The sequence below is a fragment of the Arthrobacter sp. B055-34 genome (assembly GCF_059090425.1).
On sequence record NZ_JBNHFQ010000004.1, the window covers coordinates 130,178 to 153,701 of the forward strand.

Here is a 23,524-nt window from a genome sequence, read left to right on the forward strand (position 1 = left end):
CGCGGGAACCGGCTGTTGTGAGAACCTGTTGCCATGGCCAATTCGCGTTCGGGTGACTCCATGCTGGAGCGGTTTGTTCGCATCCTCAGCGCTTTCGATGCCACCCGGTCCTCCATGAGCGTGGCCACGCTGTCGCGGCGTGCCGAGGTGCCGCTGGCCACCACCTACCGGCTGGTGGACGAAATGGCCCGTCATGAACTGCTGAGCCGGGAGCCGTCCGGGGAGGTTCGGCTCGGCCTGCGCCTGTGGGAGCTGGCCAACCGCAGCTCGCCGGCGGTCGACCTGCGCCAGGCGGCCATGCCTTTTATGGAGGACATCCAGTCCGTGGTCCGCCAGCACACCCAGCTGGCCGTCCTCAAAGACGATGAAGTACTGATCATCGAGCGGCTCTCGAGCAGGGGATCGGTGGTCAACCAGGCCAAGATCGCCGGCCGGATGCCGGTACACCGCACGGCGATGGGCATGGTGCTGCTGGCCTATGCGCCCAACCATATGCAGGAGTCCTACCTCGCCCGGCACCCCGAAGCGGTCGCCGTGGTGGACGCGGTTTCCTTCGACTTCCGCCGGCATCTGGCGGACATCCGCAAGCGGGGTTATGCCGCCTTCGACGGCAGGGTGGACACCGACACTACCGGCCTGGCTGTTCCCGTCCTGGGCAAGCACGGGCAGGCCATCGCCGCGATCGGCGTGGTGCTGCCGCTCGGCCTGGAAAACCTGACCGCGATCGTTCCCGTGCTGATGGCCGGTGCCCGTGGCATCGCCCGCGCGGTGGGGGAACTGCCGGACTAACGGCCCGTCGTAATTCTCATTCAATGCGAACAGGGGCGCGGGAACGCTGTCGCCGCAGTCACACTGGTTCAAGACGTGCCCCACATTCCTCGAGGAGATTCTCTATGGCTGCCAATGCTCAGATCATCAAGACCCAGGTCGGGATTGTCGGCGGCGGCCCGGCCGGCCTGCTGCTCTCGCACCTGCTGGCGAAGAGCGGCGTCGAGAACATTGTGGTTGAATCCCGCGACCACGACACGATCACCCACACCCATCGCGCAGGCATTCTTGAGGCAGGCTCGGTCAAGCTCCTCACCGATACCGGCGTGGACGGCCGCGTGCTGACCGAGGGCGACGAGCATGCCGGCATCGACCTGCGGTTCAACGGCGAATCGCACCCGCTGGACTTCCGCGATCTGGTTGACGCCACCGTCACCCTCTACGCGCAGAACGAAGTTTTCGTCGATCTGGCGGCGGCGCGAAAGCGCGACGGCGGCGACGTACGTTATGAATCCGAGGTCACCGAGGTGTTTGACCTGGAAACCGAGACCCCGAAGTTCCGTTTCTCCGACAAGGACGGTGCCACGTTCGAGGTCCACTGCGACATCCTCGTGGGCGCAGACGGCTCCCGCAGCTTCTGCCGCCGCGCCGTTCCCGGCACCCAGGACTACAAGACCGAATACCCTTTCGCCTGGTTCGGCATCCTCACCGAAGCACCGAAGAGCGCCCCGGAACTGATCTACGCCAACTCCCCGCACGGCTTCGCGCTGATCTCCCAGCGGAGCGAGACCGTCCAGCGCATGTACTTCCAGTGCAGCCCGGACGAGGACGTCAACCAGTGGAGCGATGACCGGATCTGGACCGAGCTGCAGAAGCGCGTGGACGGACCGGACGGGTTCCAGCTGAAGACCGGCCCGATCTTCGACAAGACGGTGCTGGGCTTCCGCTCCTTCGTCCGCGAACCGCTGAGCCACGGACGCATGTTCCTGGTCGGCGACGCCGGCCATACCGTTCCGCCGACGGGTGCCAAGGGCCTGAACCTCGCGCTGGCCGATGTGAAGGTCCTCTTCGAGGCGATCGACTCCTTCTACTCCACCAAGGATGACGCGCTGCTGCAGGGGTACTCGGACCTGGCGCTCAAGCGTGTCTGGAAGGCGCAGAACTTCTCCTACTGGATGACCTCCATGCTGCACACCTCGCCGAACGCGGATCCGTTCTCGCTCAAGCGCGCGCTCGGGGAGCTGGAGACCGTGACCAGTTCGCGCTACGGGCAGCAGTACCTTGCCGAGTCCTACACGGGCTGGCCGCACAGCTAATCACCACCCACAAGCACCTTAAGAGAGGAGCGCGACCATGACAGCAAATACCGACGAGACGTTTGACGAGAGCCACGTGATCGAAAATGACAGCGCCGTGATTGATTCCGACGCAGCCGCTGACAGCCAGGACTTCATCACCAACCAGATCAATAAGATCCACGATGAGTACCAGCAGGGCAAGGTTGAGGGGAAGCCGGAGGAAACGCAGCCGCGGATCGACTTCGCCCCGTACCGCAGCTCCGTGCTGCGCCACCCCACGAAGGACCTGCACCACGCGGATCCGGAGACCATCGAACTGTGGTCGCCCGCCTTCGGCCACCGCGACGTGCACGCGCTGGAGGCGGACCTGACCATCCAGCACAACGGCGAGCCCCTCGGTGAGCGCATTGTGGTCCGCGGCAAGGTGCTCGACGGCGCCGGCCGGCCGGTCCGCAACCAGCTGGTGGAAATCTGGCAGGCCAACGCCGCCGGCCGCTACATCCACAAGCGCGACCAGCATCCGGCCCCGATCGATCCGAACTTCACCGGCGTCGGCCGCTGCCTGACCGGCGACGACGGCTCGTACGAGTTCACCACCATCAAGCCGGCGCCGTACCCGTGGAAGAACCACCACAACGCGTGGCGCCCGGCGCACATCCACTTCTCGCTGTTCGGCACCGACTTCACCCAGCGCATGATCACGCAGATGTACTTCCCGGGCGATCCGCTCTTCTCCCTGGACCCGATCTACCAGTCCATCACGGACCAGAAGGCCCGCGACCGCCTGGTCGCCACCTACGACCACAATGTCACCAGCCACGAGTGGGCCACCGGCTACACCTGGGACATTGTGCTCTCCGGCAGCAACCGCACCTGGATGGAAGACGAGGACGCAGAGTAATGACGCAGAACTCCACACAGCTTGTAGCAACCCCCGGCCAGACCATCGGCCCGTTCTACGGTTATGCGCTGCCGTACGAGAAGGACAGCCAGTTGGTCCACCGCGCGCACCCCGGCTCCATCCGGCTGCACGGCGTGGTCTACGACGGCCAGGGCGCACCCATCCCGGACGCCCTGCTGGAAATCTGGCAGGCCGACGAAAGCGGTGTCATTTCCCGCGAGACCGGCTCGCTGGTACGCGATGACCACACCTTCACCGGCTTCGGCCGCGTGGCGGTGGACAATGAAGGCCACTACACCTTCACCACGGTCAACCCGGGCGCCACCCAGGAGGGCAAAGCCCCGTTCATCTCGCTGGTGGTTTTCGCCCGCGGCCTGCTGAACAAGCTGCACACCCGCATCTACCTGCCCGAAGACACCGAGGCATTGGCCAAGGATCCGCTGCTTTCTTCGCTGCCGGAGGAGCGCCGCAAGACCCTGATCGCCACGCGTGAGGCCAACGGAGACCTGTATTTCGACATCCGCCTGCAGGGTGAAAACGAGACGGTCTTCCTGAGCTACCCGGGAGCATAACTACACATGAATCCAGCGGATAACGCTGATTTCGGGCTGCTGTCCCCGGCTACGGCCGGGACAGCAGCATCCCGTTTAACCAGCGATTACCAATTCATCCAGGCCATGCTCGACGTCGAACTCGAGTGGGTCCGCGTCCTCGCCGATGCGGGCTATATCGACGCCGGACTCATCCACGCGGTCGAAGCGGCCTGCACCGCCGAGCAATACGATGCGGCGTCGCTGGCCGAACGCGCCCAGGGCGGCGGCAACCCCGTCATCCCGCTGCTCGGCGACCTGCGCGCACGGGTGAAGGAGTCCTCGCCTGCGGCCGCGGCGGCGATCCACAAGGGCGCCACCAGCCAGGACATCCTGGACAGCGCCCTGCTGCTGATGGCCAACCGCACCCTCGACGTGATTCTCGCGGACCTGAAGGCCGCCGCTTCGGCGCTGGCGCGGCTGGCCGATACGCACCGCGGCACGGTCACGGTGGCCCGCACACTGACGCAGCACTCGCTGCCGAGCACATTCGGGCTCAAGGCCGCGAACTGGCTCTCCGGCATCGGACAGGCCGGTGTGCAGCTGTCCGAGGTGGCCGGCAGGCTGCCGCTGCAGTGGGGCGGCGCTGCCGGAACCATGGCGGCGCTGACCTCCGTGGCCGCCAAAGGTCCCCAAAACAAAACCGCAAACAACGACGGCGGGGCGCTGGCTTTGGCGGCGCAGCTCGCCGAACGTCTGGGGCTGGCCGATCCGGTGGCGCCGTGGCAGACCAACCGGCTGCCGGTCACCGCGCTGGCCGCAGCCCTGGCCGATGTGCTCGCCGCTTCGGGCAAAGTGGCCAACGACGTGCTGCTGCTCAGCCGCCCCGAATTCGGCGAACTCTCCGAACCTCGGGCGGAAGGGCGCGGGGTTTCCTCGGCCATGCCACAGAAGCAGAACCCGGTGCTCTCCGTCCTGATCCGCAGTGCAGCCCTGGCCGCACCGGGCCACCTGGCCCAGGTCCAGGCCGCCGCGGCGGGAGCCATCGACGAACGGCCGGATGGTTCCTGGCATGTGGAGTGGCAGGCCCTGCGCCAGCTGCTGCGCCTGGCCGGGGGAGCGGCCGCCAAGCTGGCCGAACTCGCGGACGGCCTGGTGGTGCACGCGGACCGGATGCAGGACAACCTGGCCATCACCGGTCCGCTGGTCGTCAGCGAGAAGATCATGGCCACCGTCGCCCCGCTGCTGGACGAGGGCGTGCCCGGATCAGGCAAGCCCAAGGTACAGGCGCTGGTCAACGAGTCCCTCTCCGGCGGAACACCGTTCGTGCAGCTGCTGCGCGGTGCCGTGCCGGAGGACAAGCTGCCGGATGCGGATCTGCAGGCGCTGCTGGACCCGGCCGCCTACCTGGGCCAAAGCGACGAACTGATCACCCGGATCATTGAACATTTTTCAGATTGGAGCCAAGCATGACCATTCCCCAGATCACCCCCACGCTGCTGTCCGAGGGCCGCGGCAAGCCGGTCCTGATCGCCGGCGCCGGCCTGGGCACGGGCACCAAAGCCCTGTGGATCGACGCCGTGCCGTTCCTGGATGACTTCCAGGTAGTCGGCGTGGACCTGCCCGGCCACGGTGCCAGCCCCGCCTCCACCGAAACCTTCACCGTGGCCGAGCTCGCCTCCGGCGTCGTCAATGCGGTGGAGAAGCTGCGCGCGGCCGGCGACATCGCCGCGGACCAGAAGATCTATTACGCCGGCGTCTCGCTGGGCGGCGCCCTGGGGCTGCAGCTCGGCCTGGACTACCCGGAGTTCTTCGCCGGCATCGGCGTCATCTGCTCGGGCGCCAAGATCGGCGAACCGCAGTCCTGGCTGGACCGCGCGGAGACCGTCCGGGCGTCCGGGACGCCGACCATGGTGACCGGATCGGCGCAGCGCTGGTTCGCCCCGGGCTTCATCGAGAAGAACGCGGAGGCCAGCACCCGCCTGCTGCACACCCTGCAGGACGCGGACCGCTTTGCCTACGCGCACTGCTGCGAGGCGCTGGCCGGCTTCGACGTGCGCGGGCAGCTCGGCGAAATCTCCACCCCGGTGCTGGCGATTGCCGGCGGCCAGGACGAGGTCTGCCCGCCGCCCTTCGCCGAAGCCACGGCGGCCGGCGTACGCAACGGACGCGCCGCCGTCGTCGATTCGGCAGCCCACCAGGCGCCGCTGGAGGCGCCGGAGGAAACGGCCAAGCTGCTGCGCGAATTCTTCCTCGCCGGCTAGCACCAAAGCCAAGCCACCTGAAGAGAACTACCACCACCAAGCCAACAAGGAGCACCACCGGTGAGCGAAACAACCCCGACATTCGATCCGGCCCAGACCCAGCAGGACGTGTACGACGGCGGCATGAAGGTACGCCGCGAAGTGCTCGGCGATGCGCACGTGGACCGGGCCAACAGCTCGATCGACGAATTCACACAGGAGTTCCAGGAACTGATCACGCGCTACGCCTGGGGGACCATCTGGACCCGCGAAGGGCTGCCGCGGACCACCCGCAGCGCCATCACGCTGACCGCCATGATCGCCAACGGCTACTGGGAGGAGTTGGCCATGCATGTGCGGGCCGCGCTGACCAACGGCATGACCCGGGACGAGATCAAGGAAGTCATCCTCCAGTCCGCCATTTACTGCGGTGTTCCCGCTGCCAATGTCGCCTTCAAGGTGGCCCAAGGCGTGTTCGCCACCCTTGACGAGGATCACGCGAAGTAGCTATAGTTCATATCACGTACATCTGTTCGTGAAGCGAACACCATTCCGGTGGTCAGCCGGCGGACAGAGGCGAGAACTTTTTCAGCACCTCATCCGGCCCGGCCGCACATCCTGAGCAAGGCTGCGCGGCCGGGGCCGGGACTGAATCCGCGCCCCGAGTGAAGGGCCGCGGTCTAAGGAGCCCGTAGTGAACCAGGCGTACCTCTATGACGCTATCCGCACTCCCTTCGGTAAATTCGGCGGTGGATTGGCAGGCGTCAGGCCTGACGATCTGGCCGCCGAGGTAGTCAAGGCCTCCGTAGCGCGGGCGCCCGGCCTGGACCCGGAGCGCATTGACGAAGTCATCTTCGGCAACGCCAACGGTGCCGGCGAAGAAAACCGCAACGTGGCCCGCATGGCCACCCTGCTGGCGGGCCTGCCCACCTCCATCCCGGGCACCACGGTGAACCGCCTCTGCGGCTCCAGCCTGGACGCAGCCATCATCGCCTCCCGCCAGATCAATGCCGGTGAAGCCGACGTCACGCTCATCGGCGGCGTCGAGTCCATGAGCCGCGCCCCCTGGGTGCTGCCCAAGACCGCCAAGCCTTACCCGGCCGGCGACATGACGCTGGCTTCCACCACGCTCGGCTGGCGCCTGGTGAACAAGAACATGCCCAAGGAGTGGACCGTCTCGCTGGGCGAGGCCACCGAGCAGTTGCGCGAACGCCACGGCATCAGCCGCGAACGCCAGGACGAGTTCGCCGCCGCCTCGCACAGGCTGGCCGACGCCGCCTGGAACGAGGGCAAGTACGGGAACCTCGTGGTCACCGTCCCCGGCACCGACCTCACACGGGACGAGAGCATCCGCCCCACCAGTACATCGGACGTCCTGACCGGCCTGAAGACCGTGTTCCGCCCGGTCGGCGACGGCCCCGAGGGCGGCACCGTGACCGCCGGCAACGCCTCACCGCTTAACGACGGCGCCTCCGCGGCCCTGCTGGGCAGCGAAGCCGGCGCCGAGGTGCTCGGCATGGAACCGCTGGCCCGCATCGCCGGCCGCGGCGCCGCCGCCCTGGAGCCGCAGTTCTTCGGGTTCGCGCCGGTCGAGGCCGCCAACCAGGCCCTCAAGCGCGCCGGCATCAGCTGGGGCGACGTTGCCGCCGTCGAACTCAATGAGGCCTTCGCCGCGCAGTCGCTGGCGTGCATCGACGCCTGGGACATCGACCCGGCGATCGTCAATGCCTGGGGCGGCGCCGTGGCCATCGGCCACCCACTCGGCGCCTCCGGCATCCGCATTCTCGGCACCCTGGCCCGCCGCCTGCAGGCCAGCGGCCAGCGCTGGGGCGTGGCCGCAATCTGCATCGGCGTGGGCCAGGGCCTCGCCGTCGTGCTTGAAAACGTCAACGCCAAGTAAGTAATCAAGAGAGGCTTGAGCATGCTCAACATTGCACAAACAGCCCAGGAAGCGGTGGCGGGCGTTCATGACGGCGCCACCGTGCTGATCGGCGGCTTCGGCAACGCCGGCCAGCCGATGGAGCTGATCGACGCGCTGCTCGAATGCGGCGCGAAGGACCTGACCGTGGTCAACAACAACGCGGGCCAGGCCGACGCCGGCCTGGCGCTGCTGATCAAGGAACGCCGGGTCAAGAAGATCATCTGCTCCTTCCCGCGGCAGTCCGACTCCTGGCACTTTGACGCCGCCTACCGGGCCGGCGAGATCGAACTGGAACTGGTGCCGCAGGGCAACCTGGCCGAGCGCATCCGTGCCGCCGGGGCCGGCATCGGCGGTTTCTTCACACCCACCGGCTACGGCACCATGCTCGCCGAGGGCAAGGAAACCCGCGAGATCGACGGGCGGGGCTACGTCTACGAGACGCCGATCCACGCCGACTTCGCGCTGATCAAGGCCCTGAAGTCGGACAAGACAGGCAACCTGGTCTACCGCAAGACCGCCCGGAACTTCGGCCCGATAATGGCAGCAGCCGCCAAGAAGTCCATTGTGCAGGTTTCCGAGATCGTGGAAACCGGGCAGCTGGATCCCGAGGTGGTTGTCACCCCGGGCATCTACGTGGACACCGTCGTCAAGATTGCGGCGCCTGCAACCGCCGCGGCAGAACAGAAGGTAAGCAAGTGAGCGAGAAAATCGGCCGCGACGAGCTGGCCCAACTTGTAGCCAAGGACATCAAGCCCGGATCCTTTGTGAACCTGGGCATCGGCCAGCCGACGCTGGTTTCGAACTACCTGACCCCGGAGCAGGACATCACCCTGCACACCGAGAATGGCATGCTGGGCATGGGTCCGGTAGCCCAGGGTGACGAGATCGATGAAGACCTGATCAACGCGGGCAAGATTCCGGTCACGGAACTGCCCGGGGCGTCCTACTTCCACCACGCTGACTCGTTCGCCATCATGCGCGGCGGCCACCTGGATGTCTGTGTGCTCGGGGCCTTCCAGGTCTCCGCCACCGGCGACCTGGCCAACTGGCACACTGGCGCCCCGGACGCCATTCCGGCCGTGGGCGGGGCCATGGACCTGGCCACGGGTGCGAAGGACGTCTACGTGATGATGTCCCTGTTCACCAAGGACGGCCAGTCCAAGCTGGTTCCGGAATGCACCTACCCGGTGACGGGCGTGAACTGCGTGACCCGGATATACACTAATGAGGCTGTATTCCTGATTACGAAGGACGGCGTCCGCGTGCGCGAAACCTTCGGAACCACCATCGAGGAACTGCAGGCCAAGATGGAAGTGAAACTGCTTCCGGCTGAATAACCGCAACTGACCTGCGCACCGCGCAGTAGGGAATGATGACCGAGACCAAACTGCCGGGCGACCAGTTCGTCCAGTCGCTCGCCCGCGGCCTTGCCGTGATCCGTGCCTTCGACGCCGATCACATCAGCATGACCCTCAGCGAGGTCTCCAAACGAACGGGACTGACCCGCGCCACGGCCCGCCGTTTCCTGCACACCCTGGTTGACCTGGGGTACGTGCGGACGGACGGGCGGGTGTTCGAGCTGACGGCCCTGGTGCTGCAGCTCGGATACTCCTACCTGGCCGGGCAGTCCCTTCCCCAACTGGTGCAGCCGCTGCTCGAAGAGCTCTCCGAGGAACTGCACGAATCCACCTCGGCTTCGATTCTCGACGGCGATGACATCGTCTACATCGCGCGCATCCACACCCGGCGGATCATGACTGTGGGCATTACGGTGGGCACCCGGTTCCCGGCCTACGCCACGTCGATGGGACGGGTGCTGCTCGCCGGGCTGCCGGCTGACCAGCTGGACGAGTACCTGTCCCGGGCAGAGCTCAAGCCACTCACCCCGCGGACCATCAGCGACCCCGAGAGGCTCCGCACCGAACTGGACAAAGTCCGCGCCCAGGGCTGGGCGCTGGTGGACCAGGAACTCGAAAACGGCCTGCGTTCCGTGGCCGTCCCGATCCTCCAGCCGGACGGCACGGTGGTCGCCGCGCTGAACATGTCCATGCAGGCCTCGCTGGCCGACGGCACGGACCTGGACCAGGCCGTCTTCGAGGCGCTGCCCAAACTCCAGGCAGTCTCCGCCAAGATCACCGACGCCCTGCGCGCTCAGCACTAACTTTCTGCCGCCGGTTTTTTTTACCGGCGGTTTTCTGCCGGCGGCGGAATCCAATGCCTTTCCGCCGGCGATCCGGACCGCGCCAGGCTCCTGCCTGTTATCTTTTTGTTATATTGGCTGTCTATGCCTGAATCGACCAGACAAGCCGCCGAACCCGGGGGAGAGCAGCCCGCTGCCAAGCCGCAGCGGCGCAAATTCCTGCCCGAAGTCCAGGCCTTGCGCGCCCTTGCCGTGCTCCTCGTGGTGATCTACCACCTGCAGCCCGGCTGGCTGCCCGGCGGATTTGTCGGCGTCGATGTCTTCTTCGTCATCTCCGGGTTCCTGATCACCGGGCACATGCTGCGCGAGGTCCGGCGGACGGGCAGACTCTCGCTGTCCGCATTCTGGGCGGCGCGGGCCCGGCGCATCCTGCCCGCGGCCCTGGTGACCATCGCAGCGGTCTGCCTGGCCACCTTCCTGCTGAGCCCGGCGACCCAGTGGGGCAGGATCGGTTCGCAGGCGCTGGCCTCCACGTTCTACACGCAGAACTGGGTGCTCGCCGCCGACTCCACCGACTACATGGCCGCCGGCAACAGCGCCACGCCGCTGCAGCACTTTTGGTCGCTGGCCGTGGAGGAACAGTTCTACCTGTTCTGGCCGCTGCTGATGCTGCTTGCCGTGGCGCTCGGCCGGCGCTGGCGCGGAAAACACGGGCGACAACTGCCTGCCGTGGTGCCGGTCTTCGCCGTGGTGGCGGCGGCGTCGCTGGTCTTCAGTATCTGGTTTACGGCCACGGGCAATCCGGCCGCGTACTTCATCACCCCCACCCGGATCTGGGAGCTCGCCCTCGGCGGGCTGCTCGCGGCGACCTTGACCTACACAGACCGCTGGCTGCGCACCCGCAAGGTCCTGGCGCTGGCCGGAGCGGCCGCCATTCTTACCGCTGCCGTGGCCTTCAGCGGCGCCACCCCCTTCCCCGGTGCTGCCGCGCTGCTGCCCGTGCTCGGGACCATGGCCGTCATCGCCGCCGGCCGCACCACGGGCGCAGCGTCGCTGCACACCGTCATTGACCGCAGGCCCGTGCAGTGGCTGGGAAACGTTTCCTACTCCCTCTACCTCTGGCACTGGCCGCTGGTGGTGTACTACCGCACCCTCGCGGACCGGCCGCCGGGCCCGTGGGAGAGCCTGCTCCTGCTGGCCGCCTCGCTGGGGCTGGCGGCGGCGAGCTACTACTTTATCGAGACCCCGGTCCGCAAGGCCGGCTGGTTGTCGGCGCATCCGTGGCGTCCCATCGGCGCCGGCGTTGTGGCCATGGGCCTGATCGGGACGCTGGCGCTGGCCCCCGGGCAGCAGCGCGAGCAGCTGGTGGCCGAGCGCGCGGTGCAGACGCAGCAATTGCTGGACGCCCCGCCGTCGCAATTCGGTGCGAAGGCGATGGACCCCGGCGCCGACAAGAGCTTCGCCGGCGCAAACGAAGCCATCGTGCCGGATCCGAACAAGGCGGTGGAGGACGAGTTCGACTTCGGCGACTGCGTGGCGCAGCAGCGCGACGCCGAGACCCCGGAGTGCGAATACGACTACCGCAAGAACGACGGCGGACCCACCGTTGCGCTGGTGGGAGACTCCCATGCGGGGCAGTGGGCGCCCGCGCTGGAAGTCCTGGCCCAGGAGCGTGGCTGGAACCTGGTCACCTACATCCACAACTCGTGCCCGTTCACGCCGGAGCGGCGGGTGCTCGAGGCCGAGGGCAAATCCGTCTGCACCGAACCCAACGCGCAGACCCTTCAGCGGCTGGTCGACCGGGGCGATGTGGATGCGGTCATCACGTCCTACTTCTCCTCCTCGGTCTTCGAGGACACGGCTACCGGCCACCGTCCTGGAGTTGCGGGCATAGCCGGATACTGGAACACGCTGGCCGATGCCGGCATCGATGTCTATCCGATCGTGGACACGCCGGCACCGCGGCCGGGAGCGGACCCGCGGGACTGCGTGGACCTGCACTATGGCGAGCCCGAGCGCTGTAGCCAGCCGCGGGCGGAGGGCTTCGACGGCAAGGACATCACCCGCGAGGCAGCCGCCCTGGCGCCACGGGCCCGGGTGGTCGACCTCTCGGACAAGTTCTGCGGCGCGGATTCCTGCCCGATGGTCATCGGTAACGTCATGCTCTACCGGGACTTCAACCACGTCACCCGGACCTACATGCTGACCCTGGTCGACCGGCTGGGGGAGGAGCTCGAGGCCGCCAAGGCGGAGTGAAACTAGCAGAAGTATGCCGCGTTCATGTCGAGTGCACCGTTTGTTTACCTGGGCATGACTGACTTAGCACCCATGGAGACCAAACAGGCGGAAGGAAAAGTACGCAAGTTCCTGCCCGAAATCCAGGCCCTGCGGGCGCTGGCAGTCCTGATGGTGGTGGTCTACCATCTTGAGCCGCGGTGGCTGCCCGGCGGGTTTGTCGGCGTCGACGTTTTCTTCGTCATTTCCGGTTTCCTGATCACCGGACACATGCTGCGCGAGGTGGCCCGGACGGGTACTGTCTCGCTGCGCCACTTCTGGGGCGCACGCATCCGGCGGATCCTGCCCGCGGCGCTGCTCACCGTCGTCGTTGTCCTGGTGGTCACGCTGATGATCGCTCCGATGACGCAGTGGCCGCAGATCGGCATTCAGGCGCTGGCCTCCACCTTCTACGTGCAGAACTGGGCCTTGGCCTCCAACTCGGTGGACTATCTGGCCGCCACGGAATCCGCCACCGCTCTCCAGCACTTCTGGTCGCTTGCGGTGGAGGAGCAGTTCTATGTGTTCTGGCCGCTGCTGGTCCTGCTGGCGGCCTACCTGGTCCGCAGGTCCAACGCCCGACTGCAGGCCGGCGGGCAGTTGCGCCGTGCGAGTTACTCGGTCACCCGCTGCGTGGGCCTGCTTTTCGCGCTGGTCACCGCGGCCTCGCTGGTCTTCGGGATCTGGTACACCGCAGGCGGCAGCCCGGCTGCCTACTTCATTACGCCTACCCGGATCTGGGAGCTCGGGCTTGGCGGGCTGCTGGCACTCACCCTGACCTACACGGACCGCCTGCCGCATCTGCGCAGCGTCCTCGCGGCCGCGGGCCTGGCCATGATCCTTGCAGCGGCCTTCCTGCTGGACGGGTCGACGCCCTTCCCCGGCACCGCCGCGCTGCTCCCGGTCCTGGGCACCATGGCGATCATTGCCGCCGGCCGTACCGGCGGAGAGCTGTCGCTGCACCGGCTGGTGGACCTGAAACCGGTGCAATGGACCGGCAACATCTCCTACTCCCTCTACCTGTGGCACTGGCCGCTGATCGTCTTCTACAAGACGGTGGCCGGCAGCGAGCCCGGGCCGGTGGCCAGCCTGGCGCTCCTGGCGGCGTCCTTCGGCCTCGCCGCGCTGAGCTACTACTATGTGGAAACCCCGGTGCGCCGCTTCGGTTGGCTCAATACCCAGGCCTGGCGCCCGCTGGCCGCGGGAGCCGCGGCCACCGCGCTGGTGGGCACGCTGGCCTTCGTCCCGGGCAACCAGCAGGAGCGGATCCTGGCGGAACGCGCGGTCCAGACATCGGCACTGCTGGCCGCGCCTCCCGAGGACTTCGGCGCCGAGGCAATGTCACCCGCCGCGGACCGCGCGTTCGCCGCTGAGTCCGAGGTGATCGTGCCGGACCCCAGTCTGGCGAAGGAAGATAATTTCGACGTCGGCGACTGCGCCTCGCTGGCATCGGATCCGGAGACGAAGGAATGCGAATTCGGGGACGAGGACGCGGCGAAGACCGTGGCGCTGGTCGGGGACTCGCACGCCGCGCAATGGTTTGCCGCGCTGGAGCCGGTTGCCGAAAAACAGGACTGGCGGCTGGTGACGTACCTGCACAACTCGTGCCCCTTCACCACGGAAATGCGGGTGGCCGAACGGGACGAGGACCTGCAGTGCACCGAGCCAAACCGCGAAACCCTGGACCGGATCATCGACAGGGGAGACGTGGACGCCGTCGTGACCTCCTACTACGCCAACGTGAACTTCGTGGATTCCGGCACCGGACACCGCCCGGGAGCTGCCGGCTTTGCCGAGAACTGGAACGCGCTGGCCGACGCCGGAATCGAGGTCTATCCACTGATGGATACGCCGCGGCCGCGCGAAGGGGCCATCGCTCCGGACTGTGTCGCGCAGTCCTATGAGGAACCGCAGGAGTGCAACCAGCCGCGCAGCGAAGGGTTCGACGGCCAGGACCTCACGCGGGAAGCCGCGGAACTGGCACCCCGGGCGCGGGTGCTGGACCTCTCGGACGCCTTCTGCGGAGAGGATTCCTGCCCGGCCGTGATCGGCAACGTGCTGCTCTACGCGGACAAGAACCATATCACCAGGACCTACATGAAGACGCTGGTGCCCCGGCTCGAGGAAGAGCTGCTGGCAGCCATGGAAGAGGCGCAGTGAACCTGCTGTCAGATGCTTCGTTAATCTCTGATAGACTATTACCCGATTGTTTTGTGTGGCAGTGGATGAAGGCCGTTCCGAAGTTTCCGCAGGTTGGGAATTTGGGGATGGAGCCTGTTTCCGGTCCGCGGGGTTCTTGCGCGGTGAATGCCACACCTTTGCATGCCTACGGTCGTTTCAATCCGCAGTAGGCGTGGAGACGACTGGAAAGTGCCTGGCCTCGCAAAAGTGGCGGGGCAAAGCCTAGATAAACGGAGATCACGTAAGTGCCTACGATTAACCAGCTGGTCCGCAAGGGCCGCTCACCCAAGGTCAATAAGACCAAGGCGCCCGCGCTTAAGGGCAGCCCCATGAAGCGCGGCGTCTGCACCCGCGTTTACACCACCACCCCGAAGAAGCCGAACTCCGCTCTTCGTAAGGTAGCCCGTGTCCGCCTCAACGGTGGCATCGAAGTTACCGCCTACATCCCCGGTGTAGGCCACAACCTGCAGGAACACTCCATCGTGCTCGTTCGCGGCGGCCGTGTTAAGGACCTGCCGGGTGTCCGCTACAAGATCGTCCGTGGTGCACTCGATACCCAGGGCGTGAAGAACCGCAAGCAGGCTCGTAGCCGCTACGGCGCGAAGATGGAGAAGAAGTAATATGCCCCGCAAGGGTCCGGCCCCCAAGCGGCCGCTAGTTGTAGATCCCGTCCACGGTTCCCCCCTGGTCACCCAGCTGATCAACAAGGTTCTGGTCGACGGCAAGAAGTCCACCGCAGAGCGCATCGTTTACGGTGCCCTTGAAGGTGTCCAGACCAAGACCGGCGGCGATCCCGTTGCCGCTCTGAAGAAGGCCATGGACAACGTCCGGCCCACCCTCGAGGTCCGCTCCCGCCGTGTCGGTGGCGCCACGTACCAGGTTCCCGTTGAGGTCAAGCCGGGCCGTGCCACGGCTCTGGCCCTGCGCTGGCTGGTTGGCTACTCCAAGGCCCGCCGCGAGAAGACCATGACCGAGCGTCTCATGAACGAGATTCTGGACGCCTCGAACGGTCTGGGTGCCGCTGTGAAGCGTCGCGAAGACACCCACAAGATGGCCGAGTCCAACAAGGCCTTCGCTCACTACCGCTGGTAAAAAACCGCTACCGACGACGGCGGCTGGCTGGCTCAGCTGCCCACCGCCGTCGTTGGTTGTGGCTCACCTAAAAAGGGAGAAACTGTGGCACTCGACGTGCTTACCGACCTTAATAAGGTCCGCAATATCGGCATCATGGCCCACATCGATGCCGGCAAGACCACCACTACGGAGCGCATCCTGTTCTACACGGGTGTGAGCCACAAGATCGGCGAAACGCACGACGGTGCTTCGACGACCGACTGGATGGAGCAGGAAAAGGAACGCGGCATCACCATCACCTCTGCCGCGGTGACCTGCTTCTGGGACCAGAACCAGATCAACATCATCGACACTCCGGGCCACGTGGACTTCACGGTTGAGGTCGAGCGCTCCCTGCGGGTCCTCGACGGCGCCGTTGCAGTGTTCGACGGCAAGGAAGGCGTCGAGCCGCAGTCCGAGACTGTGTGGCGCCAGGCCGACAAGTACGAAGTTCCGCGTATCTGCTTCGTCAACAAGATGGACAAGCTCGGTGCGGACTTCTACTACACCGTTGACACCATCATCAACCGCCTGGGTGCCAAGCCGCTGGTTATGCAGCTGCCGATCGGCTCCGAGAGCGAGTTCGTCGGTGTTGTGGACCTGCTGACCATGACGGCCCTGACCTGGCCCGGCGATGCCAAGGGTGACGTCACCATGGGTGCCGCCTACGAGACCGGCCCGATTCCGGCGGAGCTGCAGGCCAAGGCCGAGGAATACCGCGCCAAGCTGGTCGAGGATGTTGCAGAATCTTCCGATGAGCTGATGAACAAGTTCCTCGAGGGCGAAGAGCCCACCATCGAGGAGCTGAAGGCCGGCATCCGCAAGATGGTCGTGAACTCGGAGATCTACCCGGTCTTCTGTGGTTCCGCGTTCAAGAACCGCGGTGTGCAGCCGATGCTGGACGCCGTCATCGATTACCTGCCCTCCCCGCTGGACGTTGCGTCGATGATCGGCCACGACCCGCAGAACGAGGAAAAGGAACTGACGCGTAAGCCGAGCGAGGACGAGCCGTTCTCCGCACTTGCGTTCAAGATCGCCGCTCACCCGTTCTTCGGTCAGCTGAACTTCATCCGCGTCTACTCCGGTAAGGCCGTGGCGGGTCAGCAGCTGCTGAACTCCACCAAGGGCAAGAAGGAGCGCCTGGGCAAGCTGTTCCAGATGCACGCCAACAAGGAAATGCCGGTCGACGAGCTGCATGCCGGCCACATCTACGCCGTCATCGGCCTCAAGGACACCACCACCGGCGACACCCTGTGTGCTCCCGATGCCCCGATCGTCCTCGAATCGATGTCCTTCCCGGAGCCGGTGATCTTCGTGGCCATCGAGCCGAAGACGAAGGGTGACCAGGAGAAGCTGTCCACGGCTATCCAGAAGCTCTCCGCTGAGGACCCGACGTTCACCGTCAGCCTGAACGAAGACACCGGCCAGACCGAAATCGGCGGCATGGGCGAGCTCCACCTGGATATCCTGGTGGACCGCATGCGCCGCGAGTTCAAGGTTGAGGCCAACGTCGGTAAGCCGCAGGTGGCGTACCGCGAAACGATCAAGAAGGCCGTCGACAAGGTCGACTACACCCACAAGAAGCAGACGGGTGGATCCGGCCAGTTCGCAAAGGTCCAGGTGGCCTTCGAGCCGTTGGATACTTCCGAAGGCGTCTTCTACGAATTCGAGAACAAGGTCACTGGTGGCCGTATCCCCCGCGAGTACATTCCCTCGGTGGACCAAGGTATCCAGAGTGCCCTGCAGCTCGGTGTGCTGGCCGGCTACCCGCTGGTCGGCGTGAAGGCCACTCTGCTTGACGGCGCCTACCATGACGTCGACTCTTCGGAAATGGCGTTCAAGATCGCCGGTTCCCAGGTGCTGAAGGAAGGCGTCAAGCGCGCCAACCCGGTCCTGCTCGAACCGCTGATGGCCGTTGAAGTACGTACCCCTGAGGAATACATGGGCGACGTCATCGGTGACCTGAACTCCCGCCGTGGCATGATCCAGTCCATGGAAGATGCCTCGGGTGTGAAGGTTGTCCGCGCCAACGTGCCGCTGTCCGAAATGTTCGGCTACATCGGCGACCTGCGTTCCAAGACGCAGGGCCGTGCTGTGTACTCGATGCAGTTCGAGAGCTACTCTGAGGTCCCGAAGGTAGTTGCCGACGAGATCATCCAGAAGACGCGCGGCGAGTAAGTTCCGGTAGCGTCCCGGTTCGCCGGGGCAACACCAAACGCAGTGGGCCGGTCACTCCGGTGGACGGCCCGCTGCACCGCAGGCCGAGGGTAACGGCAAGTTGCCGGTACCTGAAGAAATCTGTAATTTCACCAAATACAAAAGCCCGAAGTAGACTTGTTCAGGTTTCGGTAACGAAAAGCGTTACCGAAGAGCAATTCTTCTCAAAACGTTCTAGGAGGAACCCGTGGCGAAGGCAAAGTTCGAGCGGACTAAGCCGCACGTCAACATTGGCACCATCGGTCACGTTGACCACGGTAAGACCACGTTGACCGCTGCTATTTCCAAGGTGCTTCATGACAAGTACCCCGATCTCAATGAGCAGCGTGACTTCGCAGCTATCGACTCTGCCCCGGAAGAGCGCCAGCGCGGTATCACCATCAACATCTCGCACATCGAATACCAGACCGAGAAGCGCCACTACGCACACGTAGACGCTCCCGGTCACGCTGACTACATCAAGAACATGATCACTGGTGCAGCTCAGATGGACGGCGCAATCCTCGTGGTTGCCGCTACCGATGGCCCGATGGCTCAGACCCGCGAGCACGTTCTGCTGGCCCGCCAGGTTGGTGTTCCCTACCTGCTGGTCGCGCTGAACAAGTCCGACATGGTTGAAGACGAAGAGCTCCTCGACCTCGTCGAAATGGAAGTTCGCGAACTGCTCAGCTCGCAGGAATTCGACGGCGACAACGCTCCGGTAGTCCGCGTTTCGGGCCTGAAGGCTCTGGAAGGCGACCCGCAGTGGGTCAAGTCCGTTGAGGACCTGATGGAAGCCGTCGACGAAAACGTTCCGGACCCGGTCCGCGACAAGGACAAGCCGTTCCTGATGCCGATCGAGGACGTCTTCACCATCACCGGCCGCGGTACCGTTGTTACCGGCCGCGCCGAGCGTGGTACCCTCGCCATCAACTCCGAGGTCGAGATCGTCGGTATCCGTCCGATCCAGAAGACCACGGTTACCGGTATCGAGATGTTCCACAAGCAGCTCGACGAGGCATGGGCCGGCGAGAACTGTGGTCTGCTGCTCCGCGGTATCAAGCGCGAAGACGTAGAGCGTGGCCAGGTTGTTGTGAAGCCGGGTTCCATCACCCCGCACACCGACTTCGAGGCCAACGTCTACATCCTGTCCAAGGATGAAGGCGGCCGCCACAACCCGTTCTACTCGAACTACCGCCCGCAGTTCTACTTCCGTACCACGGACGTAACCGGCGTTATCACCCTGCCGGAAGGCACGGAAATGGTTATGCCCGGCGACAACACTGAGATGACCGTTGAGCTCATCCAGCCGATCGCTATGGAAGAGGGCCTCGGCTTCGCTATCCGTGAGGGTGGCCGCACCGTTGGATCCGGTCGCGTTACCAAGATCATCAAGTAATTACTTGGTTCTTGGGTAATCGGCCCGGTGCAACTGCACCGGAATGAGACCAGGAAAACCCCCGCTGTTCATGCAGCGGGGGTTTTCTGTCTTAACTTTCGTGGCCCGCTCCGGCTGATCCGGAATATTTCCGGCTGGTCGGAGTGGTGCGTGCCGGCAGGACTCCTCTCAGACGGGCTGGTGGAGGCAGAGAACGTTGCCTTCCGGATCCGCAAACCACGCGCAGCGGAGATTGTCGCTGGTTGCGATGTGGTTGATGGTCTTCAGACCCGGCAGGTCGTAGTCTTCGAACTTGATGCCACGGCCCTCGAGATCCTTCATCTCTGCTTCCAGATCGGCTACCTCGAAACTCACGGCAGTGTTCTGCGACGGAGTGGCATCCGGCCGCCGGAGCAGTTCGAGCGCGGTAGCTCCGTCGGTGGAGAAAATGAAGGTGTCGTCATCCATGAGGCCCTGGGGTTCGAGACCTAGGGACTTCTCGTAGAAATCGCGTGCGCGGTCCAGATCTTTCACGGGCAGGACCGCGGTCATTTTGGTAGTGCTGAGCACTGCGTCCAACTCCCTTCGTGCAATCGGCGTGCGGACACCTACAGAATAGTCTTTCCGGCGCTCTTCGGACCGGCCCAACAGCGACAAATTTCAGCATGCACCGGACTGGTTGAAACGGCCCTGCCCGCGGACGTGCTGCTGGATATCCACAGCCATGGAATGCAGCTGCGTTGCCCCGCCATGTGGCTACATATACTGGCGGAACAGTCTCAAAAAAATGAAGAGGTCCGGGGGATATGGAGCTATTTGGGGTCATCGTGCTGGCCGGCGTGGCGTTTGTTGCGGGATGGTTCAGCAGCCTTCGCAATGCCGGTGCCAGAGAAACCCCGGGAAATTGGGCGGCCAAGCTGCCTCCGCCGGCCCAGGTGTATGAGGAGGGCTACCGCCAGGGATTCCTTGATGCACAGGCAGCAATGGAGCCGGCCGGCGTTCCAGCCGCGTCCGTTGGCGAGGCACCGCCGCCACCGGTTCCCACGCAGCTGGCGCCGTCACCGCAGACTACGACGGTGCAGCCCAGTCCCGCTTTTAGCCCGCCTTCGCAGGACATACCGCAGGTGCCTCTCGACGGGCAGCAGCCCGGCGTTCATCGGGGACAACCTCTGCCCGGATATGGTCCCATGCCAGGGCAACACCCCGTGCCGAACGCTTTGGGGCCCGATATCGCTCCGTCCGGAAGATCGGAGCAGACTCACGTGCTTGATCCTGCAGTGGCCGCGCGTCACCGCGAAGAGGAGGAACGAAAGCGGGTGCGGGCTAAGCAGCGGCGGGACCTGCGCAATATCAACATCACCCTCTACTCTGCGAGCCTGCTGCTAGTGGCCGCGGCGGCGCTGTTCATCGGCTCCGCGGTGCCTGCCGGTGCCCGTGCGGTGACGATATTTGCCGTGACCCTGCTGTTTTACACTGCCGGCTTGGGCGTTTATTCGCGAGCACCACGGCTGCGCCCGGCCGGCATGGCCTTCACCGGTACCGGACTGGCACTGCTGCCAGTGGCAGGCCTGGCGCTGTACAACTTCGTCCTCGCCGATGCCGCCAGCAGCTGGCTGATTACGGCACTGGTGGGCACAGCGGCCTACGCCTACGCCGCCGTGCGGATGCAAAGCCGGGTGGTGGCGTACCTGAGCTTGCCATTCTTTATCTCCATCGCTTGGTCAGCTGTAGCCGTGCTGGGCGGTGCGCTGGTCTGGTACTTCACCTTGTCCATTGCCCTGGCGGTCGGGTTCAGCCTCGTCTCCTACTTCCACCCTCGGTGGATGCCTGGCGTGTATTCCGCGGCCCTGGTAGAGGTGCACCGTTACCTCACACCCCTAGCCGTGCTGGCCGCGTTCTTCGTAGGGGACCAGTTGCAGGCGGGAGACTACGCGCTGCTGCTCGCTATGGCGACGGGATACTACGGGACCATGCTGTTCACAGGCGGCGGGCAGGACAAACTGGCCAACACCTACGGACTCCGCATCGCGGTGACTTTGGCTGCCATGTATCTAGTTGTGGCCGCCGGCGGCAGCTGGCCCTGGGCGTTGTTCACTGTGGCCACAGCGCTGGCGCTTCAGGCTGCGGCGATGGCGGTTTTCGGCCCGGTCTGGCTTCGGTTCCTCAAGGACCAACCGTGGGTGCGGCACCGGACGTCGGACGGTTCCGGCCCGGCCGAATCGATCTTCCGTATTGATCTGGGAACGGTCGTCGTCCTCCAGATACTGCTGACCTTGCTCCAGATCCTTGATGGCATCGGCGCGGCAGGCAGGCCGGGGCCGGAGCCGGTGCTCATGCTGCTGGTCCTTGCCGCTTCCGCCTTCACTATCGCGTGGAAATTCCGTGGCTGGACTGAGCCGTTGATAGTGCTGCCTGTCCTTTTAGCCGTGGTCCTGCTGGAGTGGCATAACCCGTGGCGGCAGGAACTGCTACTGGGTTTGGCCCTGGCCTATCTCTTGGCCCGCATCCGGGCATCGACCGGCCAAGACCGGCTTTGGGCCGTGTCTGCGGCGCGTGGCGCGGCGACGCTGCTATTGCCGATCACGGCCCTGACCCATCTGCCCCAGCTGGGCATGGAGCAGGACCTGACAGGACGAGTGGCCTTGCTCGTCCTGGCGCTGGGCTTCGTGGCGAATCAGGTCGCCAGCACCGTGCTGCTGGACCGCGGCGTCGGCAGTGCGGCACCCCGGCTGACCGTGCTCGTCTCCGCGGCACTAGGTTTCGGGCCCACCTGCGGGCTCGTAGCTGCGGAACTCTCCGCAGACCCGGGTCTTCAAGACAGCGGCGTCCAGTTGGGGTATGTGGCGTTCTGGACCTGGACTGCCGCCTGTGTGGCGTCTTCCTTTATGCTGACGCCGCGGGTCCGGCACGATCCCGCCAAATCCGAAAGACGGGCAGAGACCACGCTGGATGCGCCGGTCGGACTGATGGAACCGCTGGCCCCCGTCGTCCTGGCCGCAGGGGCGTTACTTGGAACATCCTTCCTCGGCATCCGGGGATACGAGATCCTGGTCGGCGTTGCCTTGGTTTACGCCGCGGCCATGGCCGCCGTCTTGCGCAACCGTGGGCGTAAGGGCATGTATCTGCTCGCGGCCCAGCTGTCGCTGACCGGACTGGTGGCACTGGTCGGGCAGGATCTGGACGTTAGCATCCATGTGCTCTTCGTCCTCGTCGCGTGTACAACTGCACTCCAGGAAACCGCGCGGCTGCTCATCCGGCGGCGGCTGGGGGAGTACGGGCTGCAAAGGGTTTCTGCGTGGCTGGGGCTTGCCCTGCTCGCGGTTCTGCCATGGGTATATGCCGCGGCAGTTGCTGCGCCGCAACGCGGCGTCGTCGTACTGCAGCTGCTCCTGTTGATCGCCGTTGCCGCCGCCCGGTTCGGGCAGCGGCAGGGCGCCGGATCCAGCGGGTACGTCAGCGGGTACGGCCTGGCTGCGCTCGTTGCCGCGGTCACCGATGCGGCTCCGCTGGCAGACACGGGATGGCTGCCGGCCCTGCTGTCCGCGGAGGGCGGCTCGGTGGCAGCACTGCTGATCGGGACCGTTGCTGCAGTTCTGCGCGTGTTCAGGCCGGGGGAGCGGCTGCGCTATCTGCTCCTTGCCGCCACGGCTGTTTTCACCTTGGAGGCATTGGCGTTGTCGCTGGTGGAAGATGCCTGGATGACGCCGGTGGCCTTGCTCGGGGCAGCGGTGCTGTTCTTCGTACTTTCGCACCGCGAGCAGCTGCCTTGGCTTTACGCCGGTGGTGCCGTTTCAGTCCTCGCAGCCGCGCTTGCATTGATGCAGCGACTGCAGGAATCGGCATTGCTGGACTTTGCCAGCGGGCCTGCACAATGGCTGGCCGCAGCCTGGCTCACGGCTGTGCTGCTATATGGCTTCCGGCTCACGCTGCGTGAACGGGAAGATGCGGATCCGGTGCGGGCGGTCATCCTGACAGGTATGGCTCTTGGTGTGCTCGGCTTGGTTTCATTGCTTGCCATTTTCCCCGGACCCACTGCTATTGCGGCGTCCTTAACCATCATCGTGGCAGCCGCTCTGGTCGTGATTGAAACTCCGGAGCGGGCGCGCGAGGCGGCGGCTGAGGGGGCCTTCTTTGTGTTCGTCCTCGCTATGCAACGTCTCTATGCGGTCGCCGCGGGCTGGATCGATCCGTTTTGGGCGTTGCAATGGTGGGTGGTTGCCGGCGCTCTGGTGGCTGCCTACGAGTTCGTCCGCGGTCGGGATCAACGCGGCACGATTGTGCTGGCCGTCGCAGCCGGCGGGCTGTCGCTGTCCGGCTTCGGAACGATTATTCTGAGCGACGCCGGCAAGCAGGTCTGGGCCTTGCTGGGCCATGGCGGGCTGCTCGTCGCGGGAGTCATGCTGTCGCGCAAACTGTTCACCGTATGGGGAGAGGTGGGTATTGCCCTGGCTCTGCTGTGGTTTATGCGCGGCTTCACCTTCCTGCTGCTGGCCGTCGCCGCGTTGGCCCTGCTGGCCTTCGCCGTCTGGAAATTGATGCGGCACGGTAAGCAGGACGCGGAGCGGCAGTAGGATCGGACCA

Annotated in this window: 19 protein-coding genes; 18 read left to right on the forward strand and 1 reads right to left on the reverse strand. The window is 65.2% G+C overall.

The window, feature by feature from the left end; all coding sequences use genetic code 11:
* Window positions 1–33 precede the first annotated feature (33 nt).
* The 17 genes from AC5RWO_RS09095 (at window position 34) to tuf (ending at window position 18,964) form a co-directional block, all read left to right on the forward strand.
* The gene (locus tag AC5RWO_RS09095; RefSeq protein ID WP_498731091.1) at window positions 34–789 is read left to right on the forward strand and encodes an IclR family transcriptional regulator; all 756 of its coding nucleotides are present in this window, start codon (window positions 34–36) and stop codon (window positions 787–789) included.
* Window positions 790–893: 104 nt separating this feature from the next.
* Complete coding sequence (locus AC5RWO_RS09100; RefSeq protein WP_498731092.1) at window positions 894–2,084, forward strand: 4-hydroxybenzoate 3-monooxygenase; 1,191 nt, start codon at window positions 894–896, stop codon at window positions 2,082–2,084.
* 37 nt (window positions 2,085–2,121) lie between these two features.
* A complete protein-coding gene (pcaH, locus tag AC5RWO_RS09105; RefSeq protein ID WP_498731093.1) occupies window positions 2,122–2,967 on the forward strand; it encodes a protocatechuate 3,4-dioxygenase subunit beta in 846 nt (281 codons plus the stop codon).
* Window positions 2,967–3,539 carry a protocatechuate 3,4-dioxygenase subunit alpha gene (gene pcaG / locus AC5RWO_RS09110; RefSeq protein ID WP_498731094.1) on the forward strand — a complete coding sequence of 191 codons (573 nt, stop codon included), beginning with the start codon at window positions 2,967–2,969 and terminating at the stop codon, window positions 3,537–3,539. The genes pcaH and pcaG overlap by 1 nt, the downstream gene beginning before the upstream one ends.
* A gap of 6 nt (window positions 3,540–3,545) precedes the next feature.
* The gene (locus tag AC5RWO_RS09115; RefSeq protein ID WP_498731095.1) at window positions 3,546–4,970 is read left to right on the forward strand and encodes a lyase family protein; all 1,425 of its coding nucleotides are present in this window, start codon (window positions 3,546–3,548) and stop codon (window positions 4,968–4,970) included.
* On the forward strand, window positions 4,967–5,761 hold the full coding sequence (locus AC5RWO_RS09120; protein ID WP_498731096.1) for an alpha/beta fold hydrolase: 795 nt from the start codon (window positions 4,967–4,969) through the stop codon (window positions 5,759–5,761). The genes AC5RWO_RS09115 and AC5RWO_RS09120 overlap by 4 nt, the downstream gene beginning before the upstream one ends.
* A 60-nt stretch (window positions 5,762–5,821) precedes the next feature.
* Window positions 5,822–6,247, forward strand: a complete 426-nt coding sequence (gene pcaC / locus AC5RWO_RS09125) for a 4-carboxymuconolactone decarboxylase (protein ID WP_498731097.1) — start codon at window positions 5,822–5,824, stop codon at window positions 6,245–6,247.
* A 187-nt stretch (window positions 6,248–6,434) separates the two neighbouring features.
* The gene (locus AC5RWO_RS09130; RefSeq protein WP_498731098.1) at window positions 6,435–7,640 is read left to right on the forward strand and encodes a thiolase family protein; all 1,206 of its coding nucleotides are present in this window, start codon (window positions 6,435–6,437) and stop codon (window positions 7,638–7,640) included.
* 21 nt (window positions 7,641–7,661) lie between these two features.
* Window positions 7,662–8,360 carry a 3-oxoacid CoA-transferase subunit A gene (locus AC5RWO_RS09135; protein WP_074701276.1) on the forward strand — a complete coding sequence of 233 codons (699 nt, stop codon included), beginning with the start codon at window positions 7,662–7,664 and terminating at the stop codon, window positions 8,358–8,360.
* Complete coding sequence (locus tag AC5RWO_RS09140) at window positions 8,357–8,998, forward strand: 3-oxoacid CoA-transferase subunit B (protein ID WP_074701277.1); 642 nt, start codon at window positions 8,357–8,359, stop codon at window positions 8,996–8,998. The genes AC5RWO_RS09135 and AC5RWO_RS09140 overlap by 4 nt, the downstream gene beginning before the upstream one ends.
* 35 nt (window positions 8,999–9,033) lie before the next feature.
* Window positions 9,034–9,822: an IclR family transcriptional regulator domain-containing protein gene (locus AC5RWO_RS09145; RefSeq protein ID WP_498731099.1), complete on the forward strand. Its 789-nt coding sequence runs from the start codon at window positions 9,034–9,036 to the stop codon at window positions 9,820–9,822.
* A 123-nt stretch (window positions 9,823–9,945) separates the two neighbouring features.
* A complete protein-coding gene (locus AC5RWO_RS09150; RefSeq protein WP_498731100.1) occupies window positions 9,946–12,057 on the forward strand; it encodes an acyltransferase family protein in 2,112 nt (703 codons plus the stop codon).
* Between the two features lie 72 nt (window positions 12,058–12,129).
* Window positions 12,130–14,235: an acyltransferase family protein gene (locus AC5RWO_RS09155; RefSeq protein WP_498731101.1), complete on the forward strand. Its 2,106-nt coding sequence runs from the start codon at window positions 12,130–12,132 to the stop codon at window positions 14,233–14,235.
* Window positions 14,236–14,501: 266 nt separating this feature from the next.
* Window positions 14,502–14,876, forward strand: a complete 375-nt coding sequence (gene rpsL / locus AC5RWO_RS09160; protein WP_074701279.1) for a 30S ribosomal protein S12 — start codon at window positions 14,502–14,504, stop codon at window positions 14,874–14,876.
* A gap of 1 nt (window position 14,877) precedes the next feature.
* Window positions 14,878–15,348, forward strand: a complete 471-nt coding sequence (gene rpsG / locus AC5RWO_RS09165) for a 30S ribosomal protein S7 (RefSeq protein WP_139005738.1) — start codon at window positions 14,878–14,880, stop codon at window positions 15,346–15,348.
* Window positions 15,349–15,432: 84 nt separating this feature from the next.
* Window positions 15,433–17,547 (forward strand): elongation factor G, encoded by a 2,115-nt coding sequence (gene fusA / locus AC5RWO_RS09170; RefSeq protein ID WP_498731102.1) that lies wholly within the window; start codon window positions 15,433–15,435, stop codon window positions 17,545–17,547.
* Window positions 17,548–17,773: 226 nt separating this feature from the next.
* Window positions 17,774–18,964, forward strand: a complete 1,191-nt coding sequence (gene tuf, locus AC5RWO_RS09175) for an elongation factor Tu (protein WP_139005740.1) — start codon at window positions 17,774–17,776, stop codon at window positions 18,962–18,964.
* 168 nt (window positions 18,965–19,132) lie between these two features.
* Here the strand turns inward: tuf and AC5RWO_RS09180 are convergent, their stop codons facing one another.
* A complete protein-coding gene (locus tag AC5RWO_RS09180) occupies window positions 19,133–19,513 on the reverse strand; it encodes a VOC family protein (protein ID WP_498731103.1) in 381 nt (126 codons plus the stop codon).
* Between the two features lie 692 nt (window positions 19,514–20,205).
* Here AC5RWO_RS09180 and AC5RWO_RS09185 point away from each other — a divergent pair.
* The gene (locus tag AC5RWO_RS09185) at window positions 20,206–23,514 is read left to right on the forward strand and encodes a hypothetical protein (RefSeq protein WP_498731104.1); all 3,309 of its coding nucleotides are present in this window, start codon (window positions 20,206–20,208) and stop codon (window positions 23,512–23,514) included.
* Window positions 23,515–23,524: the final 10 nt, after the last annotated feature.

Bases quoted from the DNA above. Each gene is read 5' to 3' on its own strand.
- pcaH (WP_498731093.1), top strand. From the start codon at position 2,122: ATGACAGCAAATACCGACGAGACGTTTGACGAGAGCCACGTGATCGAA.
- AC5RWO_RS09150 (WP_498731100.1), top strand. From the start codon at position 9,946: ATGCCTGAATCGACCAGACAAGCCGCCGAACCCGGGGGAGAGCAGCCC.
- AC5RWO_RS09135 (WP_074701276.1), top strand. From the start codon at position 7,662: ATGCTCAACATTGCACAAACAGCCCAGGAAGCGGTGGCGGGCGTTCAT.
- AC5RWO_RS09155 (WP_498731101.1), top strand. From the start codon at position 12,130: ATGGAGACCAAACAGGCGGAAGGAAAAGTACGCAAGTTCCTGCCCGAA.
- AC5RWO_RS09100 (WP_498731092.1), top strand. From the start codon at position 894: ATGGCTGCCAATGCTCAGATCATCAAGACCCAGGTCGGGATTGTCGGC.
- AC5RWO_RS09120 (WP_498731096.1), top strand. From the start codon at position 4,967: ATGACCATTCCCCAGATCACCCCCACGCTGCTGTCCGAGGGCCGCGGC.
- AC5RWO_RS09115 (WP_498731095.1), top strand. From the start codon at position 3,546: ATGAATCCAGCGGATAACGCTGATTTCGGGCTGCTGTCCCCGGCTACG.
- AC5RWO_RS09095 (WP_498731091.1), top strand. From the start codon at position 34: ATGGCCAATTCGCGTTCGGGTGACTCCATGCTGGAGCGGTTTGTTCGC.
- AC5RWO_RS09145 (WP_498731099.1), top strand. From the start codon at position 9,034: ATGACCGAGACCAAACTGCCGGGCGACCAGTTCGTCCAGTCGCTCGCC.
- rpsG (WP_139005738.1), top strand. From the start codon at position 14,878: ATGCCCCGCAAGGGTCCGGCCCCCAAGCGGCCGCTAGTTGTAGATCCC.
- pcaG (WP_498731094.1), top strand. From the start codon at position 2,967: ATGACGCAGAACTCCACACAGCTTGTAGCAACCCCCGGCCAGACCATC.